This is a genomic window from Stutzerimonas stutzeri, assembly GCF_024448715.1.
Lineage (GTDB): Bacteria > Pseudomonadota > Gammaproteobacteria > Pseudomonadales > Pseudomonadaceae > Stutzerimonas > Stutzerimonas stutzeri_AR.
Genome location: NZ_JAMOHZ010000008.1, coordinates 1 through 17538, shown reverse-complemented (window position 1 = coordinate 17538; position 17538 = coordinate 1). Strand labels below are relative to the sequence as shown.

The following is a 17538-nucleotide window of genomic DNA, read 5'->3' as shown; positions in this document are numbered from 1 at the left end:
GAAAACGGCGACGCGAGACTCAGGCTGAGTATTGAAGTTCACCCGCGTGTCTGCGTGGGTGAACGGGGTCACGAAAAACGGCCGGGTTGGGTTGGAAACGAGAGCTGCAGCTATAAATGCTTTCGCTCTCGTCCGATGTGACGAATCTACTAGGAGAAAGCTTGGGCGCTTTCTTTTTTGATAGCGGCGAGCCGCTCTGCGACCTGGTTGTCGTTGATGGCGCGCCACTGCGCTACCAGCTCCGCAAGATCGGCTCGTTCCGAGTGCTCGCCGAACACGCTGCGTGGAGTAACCAGGCGCTCGGCCTGGGCTAGTAAACGCTGCTGAGCTCGGGTGAGCGCCGGACTCTGTTCTGCTCGAACGCGTTCTCCCTGTTCGACCGCATTGGCGTAGATAGCACGCAGTTCCATATCGCTCTTGCCGTAGAAACGCATCTCCCCCCTGCGCCTGATTTCCCAGCGGAATTCGTTGAATGAGCGCGCTTGCCAGCTATCCAGTAGCTGGGCGGTGCTCAGCAGCTGGGCGTAAATGTCACGAATTTCGGCTTCAGTGAAGAGCTTTCCGTTGCGCTCCTCGACGCTGGCGTTCCAGCGCAGCAGGTTTGTGAGCGCTGCCCGTGCGTAGCCGCTATCGCTGGAGTGGTGAGTTCCCCATAGTGCAAGGCGGTTCGGCATATCACCATCAAGCCCGACTTCCCCAACGTAGCGTGCGCAGGTCTGCTCGTCGATCAGCGCGCAACCCGGTTGCCAGAGAACCGCGGCCTCGCTCCCTGCCCCGGGCTTACGCGGCATGAAATGCCACTGCTCGCCGTGGTGCTCGTAAGGGTCGCCGTGAAGGTTCACGAGGCCTGCAAGCAACAACGCGATGCCGGTTGCTGGCGAGCTGAAAAGCAGAGCTGTGCCGGGGAGGGCGAGCTTCCACTCCGCGTCCATCCAGGGCAGTGGAACGGCCGGGACCGGATCGTTGTGGTTGACGATACGGTGATGGGTGAGGGATTGGGCTGCTTTGACAAAGGCCGAGTCGCCCGCACGTGGGGCGCCGAAGGTATAAAGAATGACTTTCGGTTTGGTGGGTTTGCGACGTAGCCATTCGGCGACTAAAAGCGCGATTGCTCCGCCAAGGCTGTGGCCGCAGACAACCAGGGTCTGCTCGCCCGTATAAAAAGCATTGAGGTAACGCTCCACGAAAGGCTTCGCGGCCTGGAAGCCTCTATAGAAGCCGCGGTGTGCTTGGCCCTGACCTTCTTCATAAGGTACTTGACGGGCGTCTGCGTCGCGGCTGGCATCTGCTAGAAGTTCCTGCGTGCCTCGGATAGAGATCAGCACGATCTTGTCGTTATGGGTAATGAAGGCCTGTGTATTAGTATTTGTCTCGTTATCCGTATCGTGCAGAAAATGCACGTCCTCAGGATTACGCCAGCCCTCTTGCACTTCTTTTCCATAGCGCGACGGATCGTACGGCATGATCTCAAGACGTTTCGAATAGGGGACTTCTTCACAAAGCAGATGATAGGGGGACGCGGTATTGAATTGCGTTGGCCTAATTCGACAGCCTAGTTGGTTCTGAAGTACGTATCCGATGCTGCCAAGCGCGGAATAGGGCGGCGGCGTTGAAGAGTAAGGATCTTTGGGTGTACTGAAAGGTGCGTAGACGAAGGCGCTCATAACCGCAAGGTGATAGGCATTCAGCGCGCAGAAATCAGCGCCGCGGGAAAGCAAAGGGCTATAGGCACGTAGCGCCTTTATCTCGATTACATGGTGCCTGCTACAACCAAGAGCAATACCAGGCTTTCCGGCTGCTGGGCCTGCGTTCTGTTTTAGTGAGGACGGTGTCGTCCAATTTGCGTCTGGGGTCGGAAGATGGCCCTTGCTCTCTACGAAATCGCTTACTTCGGCCCGTATGAAATAAGCTTCCTCCTTCTCTGCGCGTTCTTGCGCTAGATAGGTTTGTCCATCAGCATGCCGAGGCCCCGCTGGTGACTGCTCGGCTGCAACCTGAAGGTCCGAAAGAGGAATCGAGAAATATTCCCTGTTGTATAAGCCCGTATACCATGGGTCGCCGCCGGTATAATCGTTGGGAAAAGATAAAACCAAGGGGCCGCTATGAACACCATCCACACGTGCATAGCCGTGGTCGTCTAGAGTCGCGTAATAATCAAGCCCCTGGCTGTCCGTGATCCGGTAGGCTAGTCCAGCGTATGGTTGGCCGTTTCCATGCTCATCTACCAAACGAAAGCTTATCCGATCCAAACGAATCGGGCATTGGAGCAAGGCTTGCGAGGTTGAGTTGCTCATCCCTTAGTCACTCTGTGCAGTTTGGATAAACCGTGCATGTACGGCCATCCATCGTGAAGGTGCGAAATTGCGGCGGGGCTGTACAAAGCTCCTCAAAACTTGTTCCCCAGCGGCCCGTGCATGGCTTCCAGCCCGCCGCGGTTTTTTTCCAATAGTTCCTCATATAAGGTCGATCATTACCGCCCAATTCTAGGTTGAGCGTTATAGTTTTTTTTGGAAGAACGTTGCGCATCAAATAAGCACCCGCGCCTTTGCAATCCAGCATTTTGGCTATCCCTAGCTCAAGCTTGCTGATTTGAAATAGCCAAGAACATCGAGCGGTTTTAAATAAAGTCCCGTCTGCTTTGAAGGTCGGAGCATTTAACGGCAGTTCTTCTACGACCATCAATCCGCCGTTATCGTACGTTTCCTGCCAGTCTTGTTCTCCATACTTGGTATAGATAAACAACCCAACCCTAACCAGTTGCAGATCGCAAAGACCATCGCGATAGCTAACGGGAATTTTGAATTGGTACCCATGGGGCGCTTTGTCGAAGTCCTTTTTGAAAGTCTCCACATGGCCGCGGCCACTGCATCCCTCGGACGCGCCGTAATGCGCTTGGGCTTTCAATGCGAAATCAGCAGGTAGTTCGCCTTTAAATGTAAAGGTGTCGGCACCGAACGAGCCGAGCGTGCTGCAACCGCTGAGCAAGAGCCCGAATAGCGAAGACCATGCGTGAGCGCGCAGGAAGCGGCTATGGAAAAAGGTGTTAGCAGTCATCGAATCGATTCCGTGCAGAAGAGCTTGAAGTTAGCGCTGAGCTGACCCGCGAATAGTGTGCTTCTGGGGGTTCCCGCTCGGCCGGAAGCCAGGCCGGATGATCGGCCAGTGTGGGGTCGAGCTTGTAGCAGAGTAAAAAGTGCAGTTGCGGCTCGCTGTGCCAGTTCCATTCGCTTGCTTTATCGAGCTGAAGGTCGAGCCATTCACTCAGCACCTGGGTTTCGGCGAGCCGAGTGGTCGCATGCGTGTGGTTCTGCCATAGCCACAACTCGAAGTTGTGGTGTGCCACAGCGCGCCGTACGTCCGCGGGTTCTGCGATGGACAGCCAGGGCTTTTCAAAGGGTTCTGGGTAGTCGCCAGGTCGGCCATTATCGAAACACTGCCAATGTTGACCATCCCAGCAGAGCACGCTGGTCAGTGGGCCAAGCAGCAGTGGGCGTTGTGACGCGTCCATTTCGCCAAGGTGACGCGCGACGATGCGGTTGTCCTGGAATCGATAAAGCGACCGTTGGCCTTGTTCGTCGGCAAAGATACGGGCTTGCCAGTGTTGGATGAGGGCGCCCACTTCGGCGTGTTCGATGCTGGCGAGCCAACCCCAGTTCTGCTCCGGTGCATCGGTCAACGCGCGTAGCTGCGTGAGATTCAGCTCGTTCAGCGATATCAGCCATGGGCCGACGCCGGCCATCTCGTCGACCTCGGTGCCCTGATAGAGATTGGCGTAGCTGTGCACCAGGTCCGCTGAGAACAGATGAGGCAGCAGAGAAGGCTCTGCCAGGCTATCGATAACGAGCAGCAACTGCCGGCGCTGGGCTTGTTGCTCGCTGAGCCACTGTTCAACCCTATCGTTCATCGGCTTGCTCCAATTTCACACATCCCCGCCCGGCATGCTTCACAGATCGGGCAACGGCTGGCTCCAATCTGTCTGGCCTTGCGAGCGATTTGCAGTTGGGCGTTCGCCATCGCGAGCTTGGGCTTGGCACCGGCCTTATCCTTGTCTGCGGCCCAAGGGATCTCGGGAACCTGGATACGCAGCCCCGAGCCCTTACCTGGCGAGCCCCCCGAATTCATCTTGATGGTCGCGCCGTTTAGCGTGACGCCGCTTGGGTCGAGTTTGAGGAAGCTGCCGCCGCCCGACGCGGTGAGTTCCATTCCGGCGTCGATGACGACTTTGCTGCCGGCGTAGTAGTGGATTTCGTTGCCCGCCTCGACGAATTGCCCCGTTCCGACCTTCACGTGCTGGGTGTTACCCACGGTCAGGTGGTCGCTGGCACGGATTTCGATCTTGCGGTCGGCGTGGGTGGTGCGGTGTTCTTCGGCGCGGAAGTCGCTGTAGCTGTTGGCCTCGACGGTGTCGTGGCGCTGGTGGCCGACGCTGATTTTCTGGTCGTGCTCGATGTTCTCGTCCCAGTCGCGCTCGGCGTGAATGTAGATCTGCTCGGCGCCCTTGCGGTCTTCGATGCGCAGTTCGTTGTAGCCGCCCCCGCCGGGAGAGCTCAGGGTCTTGAAGACGGTGCGGGTTTTGTTCGCCGGCAGGTCGTAGGGAACCACATGTTCGGCGTGGTACAGGCATCCGGTAACAAGGGGCTGGTCGGGATCGCCTGCAAGGAAAGTGACCAATACCTCCATGCCCACCCGGGGGATTGCAATGGCGCCGTAGCGGTCGCCGGCCCAGCTGCTTGAAACGCGTAACCAGCAGCTGGTTTTGCCGTCGTTCTGGCCCTCGCGGTCCCAGGGGAACTGGACCTTCACACGTCCGTACTCGTCGCAGTGAATCTCTTCACCGGCGGGGCCTGTAACTACAACGGTCTGGCTACCCAAGACTTTAGGCTTGGGATGCTTGAGTGCCGGGCGGTAGAGGATATCCCACGGAGTGGCAGTGAAGCGGTTGCGATAGCCTTGGGTGAAGCTGTCGCTACTTCCGAGATCAGTGACTGACTCTTCCAGTACCTGCGGCTGCTTGCCCTCATGGATGATCTCATTGAGCAGCCAGAGCTGGTTCCAAGCGCTCCGTGGGTGATCGGCGAGGTCGAGGTAGTGACCGGTGACCAGCAGCGGCTGATCGCTCGTCCCTTCGGCCAGTTCGTAGTCGCTGCGGTGGCGTTCGAGTGCCCGCTGTGACAAGTGCTTGCCGCGGGTTCGTTCGACGAAGCGGCCGGGGTAGTCGTAGTCTTCCAGGTCCGGTTGGAGCTCGCACTGGAAGGTGTTTTCCATAGTCAGGCGCGGCTTTTCGAAGTCGTAATCACGGCGGGTGACGCGGCTGGTGCGGGTCTCGACGCGCAGGCCGAAGCGCTTGATTACGGGCTGGTCGGCGACCAGGCCGCTGTCCTGTTGATAAGCAACTGATGCGAGTGTTGGGAAGCGCGTCTGATCGTCGCCAAAAACCAACACGTGGCCCGAGGCACTGTGCTGGAAGTGATAGTGAATCCCTTCTTCCTCGCAAAGGCGCTGGATGAAGTGAAGATCGCTCTCGTCGTACTGCACACAGTAGTCGCGCTCGGGATAGACCGAGCCGAGCCCGAAACGGAACGCGTTGGCTTGGATTCCATGCTCTTCGAGCACCTGAGCGATGATTTTCTCCACCGTCAGATGCTGGAAAATGCGCTGGTTGGTGCGGTGGGCAAGATAGGCCAACTGCGGGCGCAGGGTGACTTGGTAGCGCGTCAGGCGCTTGCCGGAGTCGCCCTGGACGACACGGTAGATCAGTCCGTGGATGCCGTTACCGACCGGTGAGAGGGTAAGAAAGGCCGGCTGGTGGATCAGGCTTTCAATATCCAGATCGGCGTGCTCACTGACTAACTCGAGCTCGAAAGTAAAGGGCTCCGATAGCGCTTCGCGGCCTTTGAACTCCAATATCTGCAAGTCATGCGCTATGCCGTCAATGCTGAGGCTGAAATGGGTTTCGTTGGCAGGGTTATACATGTTCAACCGTCCTTAGATGTCTGCAGCGCTGATCCCGAGGCGCTCCATGCGATACAGCAGCGTGCGGCGTGGCAGTCCTAGCTCGCGCGCGGCTTGACTCTGGTTGCCACCATTCTTGCGTAGGCAGTCGATCAACAGATTGCGTTCGACCCGTTCGAGGCGTTCGCGCAGGTTCAGCGTGCTGTCCAGCTCGTCGGTCACGGTGCGCAGGCTGAAGTGTTCCGGTAGTAGTTCGCCGCTGTCGCACAAGAGTACGGCGCGCTCGACCAGCCCCTTGAGTTCGCGCACGTTGCCGGGAAACGCATAGTCGGCCAGTTGTTCGAGTGCCGCGTCCGACCAGCGCACGGTATCGCGCTGCAGGAAGCTGCAAGCCTTGTCGGCGAAGTGCCGGGCCAGGCGAAGGATGTCCTGGTCCCGGTCGCGCAGCGGCGGTAGCTCGATTGGGAAGATGGAAAGGCGGTAGTAGAGGTCCTCACGAAAGCGGCCTTCTTCGACGCGCTTGTGCAGGTCCTGATGGGTTGCGGCGACGATTCTTACGTCGACTTTGTGCGTGCGCGTGCTGCCAAGCGGCCGGACTTCGCCTTCCTGCAGGACGCGCAGGAGCTTGGCTTGCAGGGTCAGCGGCATGTCGCCGATTTCGTCGAGGAATAGCGTGCCGCCATTGGCGGCATCGAACAGGCCTTCGTGATCGCGCTCGGCCCCGGTGAAGGCACCTTTGCGATAGCCGAACAGCTCGCTTTCAAGCAGATGTTCGGGCAGGGCCGCACAATTCTGCACGATGAAAGCTTGACTGCGGCGCGAGCCGCACTCGTGAATAGCGCGGGCAACAAGCTCCTTACCAGTGCCGGTTTCACCCGTCAGCAGGACGCTGACCGGGTTGTGCAGAACCTTGCCGATCAGCCCGTAGACCGTGCGCATGCGCGGGCTGTCACCAATCAGCCCATACCCACTGGCGCAAGGGCGCGGCGGGGCGACTTCCGCCAGTGCGGGTTGCGCCGCGCCGCGCAGTCTATTGAGCAGATGGGCTTGGCCGAGGGCGAACCTGCCAAGGTTGGTCAAGGTTGCGGCTGCGGTGGCGAGGTCCTGCCTGGCAATACTGGCCGCTACCATCAGCCCGACCGCATGACCTTCTGCATCCTCCAACGGCAGGCACAACAGACTGTGCCAGGAGCGCGATGACTCGGGCAGGAAGCCGGTCTGATGCAGGCTGGCATCCAGCGGGACAATACTCAGTTGACGATTCTGGCTGAGGCAGTACTGCAGCAGTTGTTCGTCGTGGTAGTCGCTGGGCAGGCTCGCGGTCTCGTGCCGCCGCGAGCCTTCGAACCATTCGGCCGACAAGGTCAGGCGTGTGTGGGTCGCATCCAGCAAGTAAAGCTGGATGAGCGGGCAGTTAGCCAGTTGTGCCGCTATTTTTACCACCCCGTCCAGCCACTTGCTGGCATCGGTCGTCCAGGCCAACTCGGCGAAGCGATCCAATAGCGCACTGGCAAGAGGCGAAGGCTCGGTGAGCATCGGCGGGGCCTTAAGCGAACTCACAAACCACCGCCCCGTTACCGTCGAGAGTTGCGTGCACGCGTTGCAAGGTCTCGCCACCCGCCATGGCGTCGAGCAGGCGGTCGACGACCTGCGGCTGCAGGTGCCGATCAATCAGATGGTCGATCAGACGTGCGCCGCTGTCGCTGTGGGTGCAGCGCTCGGCCAGATTGTCAACCAGCGCTTCGCAGTGGCTGAATTGCAACTGGCGCCGCGCCAGACGTTCGCCGAAGCGCGACAGTTTGAGCGCGACCAGTTCATTGAGCACTTCATCCTGAACCGGGTAGTAGGGCACCACGCGCATGCGAGCCAGCAGTGCGGGCTTGAAGTGCTGGGTAAGGGCTGGGCGAATGGCCAGCTCCAAGTCTTCAATCGCCGGCCGCTGACCACCCTGGCAAAGGCTGGCGATACGGTCGCTGGCGAGGTTACTGGTCATCAGGATCAGGGTGTTGCGGAAGTTGATCTCACGCCCCTCGCCGTCGTTGGCTTCGCCCTTGTCAAATATCTGGTAGAAGACGTTCATCACGTCCGGATCGGCTTTCTCGACCTCATCGAGCAACACAACCGAGTAGGGTTTTTGCCTGACGGCCTCGGTGAGCATGCCGCCTTCGCCGTAACCTACATAACCCGGTGGTGCGCCAATCAGGCGGGACACTGTGTGCTTCTCCTGGAACTCGGACATGTTGATGGTGGTGAGGAAGCGCTCGCCGCCATACAGCAGGTCGGCCAGTGCTATAGCGGTTTCGGTCTTGCCGACCCCGCTGGGGCCGACCAGCAAGAAGACACCGACCGGGGCATCGGGCTTGTTGAGACCTGCAGCAGTGGCACGCATCGAGCGGTCCAGTGCCTGGATGGCCTGTTCCTGGCCCCGTACGCGCTGGCGCAGATCGGTCGCAAAGCTGAGTACTTTGCTGTTGTGCTCGCGCGCTAGTTGAGAAAGCGGCACGCCGGTCCAGTGGCTGATCACCTCGGCTACCAGGCGCGGGCAGACTTCGAAGCTCACCAGGCGCTCGGTGGCCTGCGCGCTGGCGAGCTCGACCTGTAGATCACGCAGCTCGGCTTCGAGCTGTTCGAGATCGGAATGCGCTGCTTCGCCAGGCTCGGTTTCGGGGTTCAGTCGAGCGGCGGCGCATTGCTTGCGCAACTCCAGCAGGCGCTCGGCGAGGCTGCGTTGAGCTGACCAGCGGGTCTCCAGCTGTTCGAGTTCCGCGCGAGCCACAGCCAAGCGGGTTTCCAGGCGGTCCAGCGCATCGGTTTCGATCTGCAGGCCGGCGTCGAGATCGCGGTGCAGGGCCAGCCCCTGTCGCTCGCCTTCGGCAATTTCGCCACGCAGGCGCTCCAGCGCTTCCGGCGCGGCCGCCAGGCTGATACGTACCCGGGCGCAGGCGGTGTCGAGCACGTCCACTGCCTTGTCCGGCAGCTGGCGCCCGGCGAGATAGCGGGCCGAGAGTTCGGCGGCGGCGACTACGGCGTCGTCACGCAGGTAGATGCCGTGGCTCTTTTCGTAGATCGGGGCGAGGCCGCGAAGGATGGTCACCGCTTCGTCGACGGTGGGCTCGTGCAGTTGAACCGGCTGGAAGCGCCGTGCGAGGGCCGGATCCTTCTCGAAGTATTTTTTGTACTCGCTCCAGGTGGTGGCGGCGATGGTGCGCAGTTGGCCCCGCGCCAGGGCCGGCTTGAGCAGGTTGGCTGCATCGCCGCTGCCAGCCTGACCACCAGCACCGATCAGGGTATGGGCTTCGTCGATGAACAAGATGATTGGCTTGGGCGAGGCCTTGACCTCATCGATTACTCCCTGCAGGCGGCGCTCGAATTCGCCTTTGACGCTGGCGCCGGCCTGCAACAAGCCGAGGTCCAGGCACAGCAGCTCGACGCCCTTGAGAGCATCCGGCACCTCTCCGTGGGCAATGCGCAGGGCCAGACCTTCGACGATGGCAGTCTTGCCGACGCCGGCTTCGCCGACCACGATCGGGTTACTTTTGCGGCGGCGCGCGAGGATGTCGATCATCTGGCGGATCGCGGCGTCGCGGCACAGCACTGGGTCGAGTTTGCCGTCGCGCGCCTGCTGGGTGAAGTTGTGGGTGAAGCGCGACAGGTTGGATTCGCCCGCCGACGCTGACTTGCCCGGAGCAGCCTGTGGTTGCTGGGCCAGAGCGAACTCGCGTAAGCATTCGGCATTCAAGCGCGCCAGCAGCGGCTGGTAATGGCTGCCGGCGTAGCGCATCGGGTTGCGTAGTAGCGCAAGGATCAGCGCGGCTTGGTCGATATGGCTCTGGCCGAGTTCAAGGTTGCCCACCAGCAGGGCGTCTTGCAGCCACTGCACCAATTCTGCGGAAAACACCGGGTTGCGCGATTCACTGTATTCGCCGCGCGGCCGCAGTGCCTGGATCAGCGTGGCCGCTTCGATGTTGGCGTTCTGCAGAGCGCGCGCGAGCAAGCCTTCGGGGCGTTCCAGCAGGCCCAGCAGCACATCTTCGACCAGGATTTTGCTGCCGCCCCGCATCACGCAGCATTCGGCTGCGGCTTCCAGATCGCGCTTGGTCTCGGCATCGAGGGCCTGAACCAGTTGTTGGAGGTCTACGTTGATCATTTCATCTTCCTTAATGAGTTTGGCTGCCCAAGGTGACCATGCCGTCGGCGCGTTCGCTGCCGAGCCAACTGGTCCAGCCGAGGCGGCAGGGGTTTTTAGCGCCGATGCGCAGGTCGTGGATTTCCTCGCGACGCAGCTCCAGCCGAATGTCGTAGTCGAGCGGGTCGCGCAAGGTGAAACGGACCAAGGCGCAGAGCGGCTGGTAGCCGTTGCCCACAGGCAGGAATTCGTGGAAACGGTCCCAGCTCAACTGACGGATGTGGATACGAAACTTGCCGCCGCGATCGCGGACCCGCTCGCCCAGCACCAAGCTCTCGCCGAGCTGGCTATTGGCAAGACCGAGGCGGTTCTGCTGCTCGGCGAGGATCTCGACCTGGCGCTCCAGGCACTGCTCGATGCGTAGGTCGGCGTGTTTGAAGTAATAGCGCAGCACGGATTCGATCAGGGCCGCCGAATGTGCGCGCAGGCTGAGCAGGCCAAGATAGGGCAGCAGGCGCTTCCAGTTCAGCTCCGATGCGGCGCGGATCTGTTCGCCGCCCAGCCCGATCAGCGCGAACAGTTGCTCAGACAGCGGATCGCTCGCGCCGCTGGAGAAGCGCGCGTGGTAGCGATATTTCTGCCAGATCGGCAGCATCAGGCGCTGCAGGCGATTGTTGAACAAATCGAGGAATTCGAGCGTCGGGTTGCCCTCGGGGCTGTCGCCCAATGCCTGGTCGGCATAGAAAGCGGGCAGCGGCGAGCCGGCGCCGAACAGACTGATAGGGTTGATCCGCATGCGCGCTCGCAACTCACCGCGCTCCTCGAAGAACTCCACGCGATCAATGTCGCTGCCGGGAAAGCCCAGGCTCGGGTTGGCCTGGAACTCCAGGTGTTCGTAGAGGGACTCTTCGTCCAAATCGGGGTGTGCAGTCTTCAGGCGGTCCATCACCAACAGCACACCCTGAAACAGGCTGTACTCGCGAATGCCCCGGCTGATCCGGTTTACAGCAGGGGCTGTTGCCCCATACGCGGCGTCCATTGGTACACCTCTCCCTGTGTGCTCCTGACGCGCAGCTCGTGGTACGAGTTGAGGCTGGCGTACAGCGCGAAGAATTCATTGAGTATCGAGGCAAAGAGGAACAGGTCACCCTCGCCGAGATAACCTTCGAGGTCCATTTCCAGTTCGGTACGCACACCGCGTACCGGCAGCCCACGGTGCAGACGATCGACCTGTTGATGCCCGATCTGCTTGAGCCCGCCGAGCAGGCGCTCACTGACCTTTTTCGCGTGCTGGTCGTAATGTCGCGGCAAGTCGTAGGTCTCGAGGATCACCTTCAACGCCTCGACATTGGCCAGCGACAGGTAGTTGAGCGACATGTTGCTGATCAGCTTCCATAGGAAGTCTTGGTGCAACGGCGGCGCGTAGCTCGGCGTTACGGCGCTAATGTTGCGAAAGGTCAGGAACTCCGGCGTGTCTTCGCTGGGCAGGCAAATGTCGCCGAGCCCTAACTGCCGTGGCAGGTTTTGATTGGTGCAGGTCAGTTCGATCGAAAGCGTTTCGTGTTGGTCGAGGTTACGCAGGCCGAAACTCAGATACGTCTCCAGGCCATCTCCGAGCACCGACGGTTGCTGGCGGACGCTGTAATGCGAGCGCGCGAGCGGGACGTCGAAACTGGGATCGTGTTCGAACGACTCGAACGGCACGTATTCTTCGTAGCCCATGCCGCCGGGTTTCCAGCCGGTGACGCGGTCGACGGAGAAAACGCCGCACTGGCTGCTGTCCAGTTCCGATGGCAGCAGCAGGTATTGGTCCTGCTTGCCATCGAGGCGGATCGGGCTAGCGTCGTGCTCGAACAGGTTTACCACTGGGGTGCAGTACAGGCGAACGTTGTCCAGCGTTGGGCGGATGCGTTGCACGCCGGCTTTACGGATATCGAAACGCAGCTCAAAGCCGCGAGCCTGTTTGAGCACCTCTTCGGGGAATCGCTGCAGCGCATCCAAGCCCTGCAGGTCGACGAACAGGAATTTGTCCTGGAAGGCGAAGTATTCCTGCAAGTAGCGATAGCCTCGGAATGTATTGAGCGGGTATGGAATGAGCGCCTGGTCTTCGGCAAAACCCACCGGGTGCAGCTTCGAGGGGTCGAGCTTTAATTCAGGCAGAGCAATGTCGAACCCATCGGTGAAGGGTTTGCCGTTGGCATCCAACGCGACCAGATAAACGCCATCAAGGTGACGCAGCAGGCTCAGGTAGAGCATCTGGCTGATATAGCGCTCGCCGGCCAGGTGCAGGCGCAATTGCTTGAGGCTCAATTCCCCGAGGTTGCCGTCGGCGGTCATCTGCAGGCGCAGGCTGAGCAGTGCGCCGCCGCCCTTCACGGAGTAATCCAGCGCCTCGAGCGCCAAGGGGAACACCTCGGTTGCATAGGCGGTACGAAAACGGCACGTAACGCCATGGACCGGCTTCGATTCGACGGGCGTATTGCGCGGCACCATGAGCGCAGAGCCGGGCCGCTTGAGCGGATCGAACTGCAACATGCTGAACGCCGGTAGCGGGCGCATGTAGTTCGGCCATAGCAGGTGCATCAGCGAATGGGTGAGCTCCGGCAACTCATCATCGAGCTTCTGGCGCAAACGCCCGGTTAGAAAGGCGAATCCCTCGAGCAGCCGTTCGACATCCGGGTCACGCCCGGCCTGGCCCAGGAACGGCGCCAACGCCGGGCTACGCTCGGCAAAGCGCTTGCCGAGCTCGCGCAGAGCGGTAAGTTCGCTCTGGTAATAGTGGTTAAACGACATGCTGTTTGCTCATCCCTGGGCTTGACGTCACGGGTACAAGGCCGTGTCGCGGATCGTCCATATGCTAATGGCGCTGCCTTTACGTTCAATCGGCGAGTGCGCTAGCTGCGCAAGGACGCGCTCCTTATCGAGCAGCATCGACTCGCCGTGCGCGGCAATGTCCAGACGGTAGCCGGACGGGAGGCTCTTCCCGATGCTTTCGCTGAACGAGATATGGGACAGCACTTCGACGGATTCGCCTGGCATCAGCCGTTGACCAGGAGCGAAAGGTGCTGATTTACCGGGCATTGACTCTCCTTAGTGCACTTTGACTTGTCCGCTGCCATCCAGGCTTGCGGAAAAACTCACTTGACGCTTGGTGCCATCCAGTTCCAGCAGGCCTTCGATGGCGAAAGACAGGCTCAGCGGGTCGTGGTCGCGGGGTAGGGATATCACCCGCACCTGGCTCAAGCGGGGTTCGTACGCTTCTATAAAGCGTCCGATGGCGATACGCGCCTGTTGCAGCGAGTCATGCAGCGACAGGCGCATATCGTTCAAATCGGGCAACCCGTAGTCGGGCAACGTTTGCACGCTGCCCGCCCGGGTGCTGAGCATTTTGGCCAGATGGGCAGCCACCGACGCCATTGCCGCAACTTCGCGACTCCAGCCGGCGCGCTTGTCAGCGTCCCCGCCGAGGCGTTCGAAAAGGCTGCCGTAGGCCATAGATGCTTATTCCTTGTCCAGCTTGCCAACCAGCGACAGGGTGAAATCGGCACCCATGTACTTGAAGTGCGGGCGCACGTTCAGGCTGACGCGGTACCAGCCCGGTTCGCCTTCCACATCGCTAACGACGACCTGCGCGGCACGTAGCGGACGGCGGCTGCGAACTTCGGAACTGGGGTTCTCCTGATCGGCCACGTACTGGCGAATCCACTTGTTCAGTTCCAGTTCCAGGTCGGTGCGTTCTTTCCATGCACCAATCTGCTCGCGCTGCAGCACTTTAAGGTAGTGCGCCAGGCGGTTGACGATGAACAGGTAGGGCAGCTGAGTGCCGAGCTTGTAGTTGAGCTCGGCGTTCTTGCCTTCCTCGCTGTTGCCGAAGAACTTCGGCTTTTGTGCGGAGTTAGCGGAGAAGAATGCGGCGTTGTCGCTGCCCTTGCGCATGGTCAAGGCGATGAAGCCTTCTTCGGCCAATTCGTATTCACGACGGTCGGAAACCAGCACTTCGGTCGGGATTTTTGTTTCGATCTCGCCCATGCTCTCGAAGTGGTGCAGCGGCAGGTCTTCCACCGCACCGCCGCTCTGCGGGCCGATGATGTTCGGGCACCAACGGAACTTGGCGAAGCTGTCGGTCAGGCGGCTGGCGAAGGTGTAGGCGGTATTGCCCCACAGATAATGCTCGTGGCTGTTAGCTACGTTTTCCTTGTAGACGAAGGATTTGACCGGGTTGTCTTCGGGGTCGTAGGGATTACGCAGCAGGAAGCGCGGGACGGTCAGACCCACGTAGCGGGCATCTTCCTGCTCGCGGAAGCTCTGCCACTTGGCGAACTGCGGGCCTTCGAAGTGATCCTTCAGATCTTTCAGGTCCGGTAAGCCGGTGAAGCTTTCCAGCCCGAAGAACTTCGGACCAGCAGCGGCGATGAAAGGCGCGTGAGACATGCTTGCGACCGAAGCCACGTACCGCATTGTCTTGACGTCTGGTGCGCTGGGGTCGAAGAAGTAGTTGGCGATCAGAGCGCCGACGGGCTGGCCGCCGAACTGGCCGTATTCGGCGGTGTAAATGTGCTTGTAGAGGCCGGACTGGACCACTTCCGGACTATCTTCGAAATCTTCCAGCAGGTCCTGCTTGGACGCGTTGAGAATCTCAAGCTTGATGTTCTCGCGGAAATTGGTGCGATCGACCAGCAGTTTGAGACCGCGCCAGGACGATTCCAGGGCCTGGAATTGCTGATGGTGAAGGATCTCGTCCATCTGCCGGCTGAGCTTGGCGTCGATTTCCGCGATCATGCGGTCAACCATGGCCTTCTTAACTGGCTCTTGTTCGTTCTGCGGCTTGAGCAGTTCTTCGATGAAAGCGGAGACGCCGCGCTTGGCGATGTCGTACGCCTCGTCGTCGGGGGTCAGTTTGGTTTCAGCGATGATGCGGTCGAGAATGCCGAGTTCGGCGAGGTTCTTGCCGCCTTCGACGGCTGCTGCACTAGTGTTCATTGTGTTGGCTTTCCTTGTCGGGAGATTCAGGCGTCCAGTTGTTCTTTCGCGGCGAGACCCAGCTCACCAAGTACGCGGTCGCGCGAGTCGTCGTCGGCGAGCACGCTTTCGATCGCCTTGCGGAAGGCCGGGGCGTTACCTAGCGGGCCTTTCAGGGCGACCAGTGCGTCGCGCAGTTCCATCAGCTTCTTCAGTTCTGGAACCTGCTCGACCAGATTGGCTGGGTTGAAATCCTTCATCGAGTTGATGTTCAGCTGCACGGCCAGCTCTTCATCGGTGGGCTCGTCCTTCAGGCGGTTCGGAACTGCGAAGGTAAGGTTCAATTCCTGCTTGGCCAGGACTTCGTCGAAGCTGTTCTTGTCGATGGCGATCGGCTTGCGGTCTTCGATCTTGCGATCATCGGCGCGCTGGGTGAAGTCGCCAAGCACCATCAACTTCAGTGGCAGCTCCAGCTCTTCCTGAGCGCCGCCGGTGGACGGCTTGAAGGTGACGTTGATACGTTCTTTAGGGGCTACCGAGCCTTCTTTGGCCATGGTTCTTCTCCTTTGCGTTTACGGCCCCGGGGGCCTAATCGAGTACCACTTCGAGGTCGAGGTGGCACAGTCTGCGGTAAATCTCATCCTTGCTTTCACGCACGGTGTGGTTCTGCGGCAGCAGCTCATAGCAGCTATGCAACAGGCGCAGCACTTCGAGGGCGAGATCGGGTTCCCAGTCGCCGAGGCCGGTTGCCTGCAGCGTCTGATCGAGAGATTCGAGCTGGGTCTTGGCTAGGTCGTATTTCTTGGCCTGGAAGCACAGACGGGCCAGAGTCAGCTGCCAGAAGAAGCGCTCGCGTCCGCCGCGGGCCTGGTTGAGACCCAGCTTGAGTTTCTGCACGGCGCTCTTGAGGCCGTCCTTGCGAAGCTGTGGCAATACATCTTGGAGCGCTTCTTCCCAGGCTGGTGTGGCGTTGCCGTGGCTGGCCACAGGTTCGCTTGGTGCCTGTGCCGGTTGTACGTGTGGCATCACCCTGGCGCTGATCCAGGCGCGGGTTTCGGCGTCGGCGAAAGGCGAGCCGTCATGAAAGCGCAACTCGTCGAGGCCCGGCATGCGCTGCAGGAACAGCGCGAGCTGGATTTCCACTTCGCGTATGGCCTGCTCAGCGTCGAGCTCGTTCAGACATTCCCAGGCGAGGCGCTGGCCGTCGAGCCAGAAAGGCGCGCGCGCGATGCTGGCTTCCAAGTCTGCTAACAGGTCGGCATAAAGTCTCTGGGTGAAACGCTCGCGATAGCTGGCGAGCTTATCTGCCGGAACGCCGCGCAGAACTGTAATCTGTTCGGCGTTGCGTTCAGGCAGACTGTCGATCGGCAGCCACAGCAGGGTCCGCGCGAGGCGAAGCGGTTTGACGTCGGTGGCTTTCTGCTTCAGCCACCAGCTGCACAACGGGCGGGCCTGATCTTGCAGGCTGCGCAGACTCTTGTGCGCATCTTTCTCATGCTCGACCGGTGCAGTTGCATTAAAAACCTGAGCGGCGGCCTGCTTAACCTGAGCTATGGCTGCCCCGACGGGACCTGGCTGTGGATGGGCATTGCCTGCACGTTTGACCATGTCCTCGAGGCGACGGCAGAGAGGTAATAGAAGAGGAGCTTGCGTACCTATATGGCTGGCAAGACAACTTTCAAGACTGCGTAGATCAAGCGCAATGTGCTCAAACAAAGGAAGCTGCTCGCCCATCGGCACATGATCGGCCAGCACTTGTTCTAGCCTCGGAACGAGCCAACTGATTGCTGCTGAGCGAGTGCGGGGCTTGTAAGGGTGGAGTTCCGCCCAGTGCTCTCGGCACAGATAGTTGAGCATGCTGACACCGGCTTGTAGCCCAGCAAACGAATCGCGCTGGTACAAGCTCCAGGTAAGCCAAGAGGCTATTCGTAGGTCCTTAGACTGCGTGGCTAGCAGGGTTTCGCTGCCTGCACGCATGACTTCCCAATCGACAGCGCCCGCGGCATGCACGGAAGCAGCTTTAGCTAGTTCTTGCTCGAGAACTTCATACTCGGGAGCATAGCGAGCGTCTTCACCTGCGAAGCAGGTTGCTGTGATGGGAGACTTGGCTAGCTCTAAATAGTGAGCAGCCAGCTTGGTAGAGAACGTCATTCCGTGACTCGATTCGTTCCTGCTTAGCAATGCTGCAGGTGCGCTTCATGCGCTGAAGTTTCCGCATGCAACCTGGGCACGCCTGATGAGGACGCATCCTAGGCGTGATGCACCGACATGACTGTGAAGTGGTTTACAACTATGGGTGTAGTGCGGCCCAGAAGCGGTCGCGCTGCTCAAGATGAGTACTGGTTAACTTCTTTATAGCGTTTCGAGTTGAACCACATGGTCTATGTGTGGTCTTGCTGCTCGGTTAAACACGGAAGATATCATTCGGGTTATGGTTTTAGCTCTCTGTTTATATGCGTAGCGTGTGTGCTTAAACAAACCTGAAAACAACCATTGACGCT

At 59.9% G+C, this 17538-nt stretch carries 13 protein-coding genes; all 13 read right to left on the bottom strand.

Annotated features, from left to right (window positions below):
* Positions 1-149 precede the first annotated feature (149 nt).
* Genes NAV33_RS16945 through tssA form a run of 13 tightly spaced genes read right to left on the bottom strand, consistent with a single transcriptional unit; the run spans position 150 to position 17188 of the window.
* Positions 150-2294, bottom strand: coding sequence for a lipase family protein (locus NAV33_RS16945; protein WP_255982186.1), 2145 nt, complete (start codon positions 2292-2294; stop codon positions 150-152).
* A gap of 7 nt (positions 2295-2301) precedes the next feature.
* Positions 2302-3054, bottom strand: a complete 753-nt coding sequence (locus tag NAV33_RS16940; protein WP_255982184.1) for a hypothetical protein — start codon at positions 3052-3054, stop codon at positions 2302-2304.
* A complete protein-coding gene (locus NAV33_RS16935) occupies positions 3044-3904 on the bottom strand; it encodes a DUF4123 domain-containing protein (protein ID WP_255982182.1) in 861 nt (286 codons plus the stop codon). The genes NAV33_RS16940 and NAV33_RS16935 overlap by 11 nt, the downstream gene beginning before the upstream one ends.
* On the bottom strand, positions 3901-5973 hold the full coding sequence (locus NAV33_RS16930) for a type VI secretion system tip protein VgrG (RefSeq protein WP_255982180.1): 2073 nt from the start codon (positions 5971-5973) through the stop codon (positions 3901-3903). Before NAV33_RS16930 ends, NAV33_RS16935 begins: the two co-directional genes overlap by 4 nt.
* 12 nt (positions 5974-5985) lie before the next feature.
* Complete coding sequence (locus tag NAV33_RS16925) at positions 5986-7488, bottom strand: sigma-54 interaction domain-containing protein (protein ID WP_255982616.1); 1503 nt, start codon at positions 7486-7488, stop codon at positions 5986-5988.
* Between the two features lie 10 nt (positions 7489-7498).
* Positions 7499-10099 (bottom strand): type VI secretion system ATPase TssH, encoded by a 2601-nt coding sequence (gene tssH / locus NAV33_RS16920; protein ID WP_255982178.1) that lies wholly within the window; start codon positions 10097-10099, stop codon positions 7499-7501.
* 10 nt (positions 10100-10109) lie between these two features.
* Complete coding sequence (gene tssG / locus NAV33_RS16915; protein ID WP_255982176.1) at positions 10110-11117, bottom strand: type VI secretion system baseplate subunit TssG; 1008 nt, start codon at positions 11115-11117, stop codon at positions 10110-10112.
* Positions 11081-12871 carry a type VI secretion system baseplate subunit TssF gene (gene tssF, locus NAV33_RS16910; protein ID WP_255982174.1) on the bottom strand — a complete coding sequence of 597 codons (1791 nt, stop codon included), beginning with the start codon at positions 12869-12871 and terminating at the stop codon, positions 11081-11083. The genes tssG and tssF overlap by 37 nt, the downstream gene beginning before the upstream one ends.
* A gap of 27 nt (positions 12872-12898) precedes the next feature.
* Positions 12899-13159 carry a hypothetical protein gene (locus tag NAV33_RS16905; protein WP_255982172.1) on the bottom strand — a complete coding sequence of 87 codons (261 nt, stop codon included), beginning with the start codon at positions 13157-13159 and terminating at the stop codon, positions 12899-12901.
* A gap of 9 nt (positions 13160-13168) precedes the next feature.
* On the bottom strand, positions 13169-13573 hold the full coding sequence (gene tssE / locus NAV33_RS16900; protein ID WP_255982170.1) for a type VI secretion system baseplate subunit TssE: 405 nt from the start codon (positions 13571-13573) through the stop codon (positions 13169-13171).
* A 6-nt stretch (positions 13574-13579) separates the two neighbouring features.
* Positions 13580-15058 carry a type VI secretion system contractile sheath large subunit gene (gene tssC / locus NAV33_RS16895; RefSeq protein ID WP_255982168.1) on the bottom strand — a complete coding sequence of 493 codons (1479 nt, stop codon included), beginning with the start codon at positions 15056-15058 and terminating at the stop codon, positions 13580-13582.
* Between the two features lie 26 nt (positions 15059-15084).
* Positions 15085-15591: a type VI secretion system contractile sheath small subunit gene (gene tssB / locus NAV33_RS16890; protein WP_255982166.1), complete on the bottom strand. Its 507-nt coding sequence runs from the start codon at positions 15589-15591 to the stop codon at positions 15085-15087.
* A gap of 34 nt (positions 15592-15625) precedes the next feature.
* A complete protein-coding gene (gene tssA / locus NAV33_RS16885) occupies positions 15626-17188 on the bottom strand; it encodes a type VI secretion system protein TssA (RefSeq protein WP_255982164.1) in 1563 nt (520 codons plus the stop codon).
* Positions 17189-17538 lie beyond the last annotated feature (350 nt).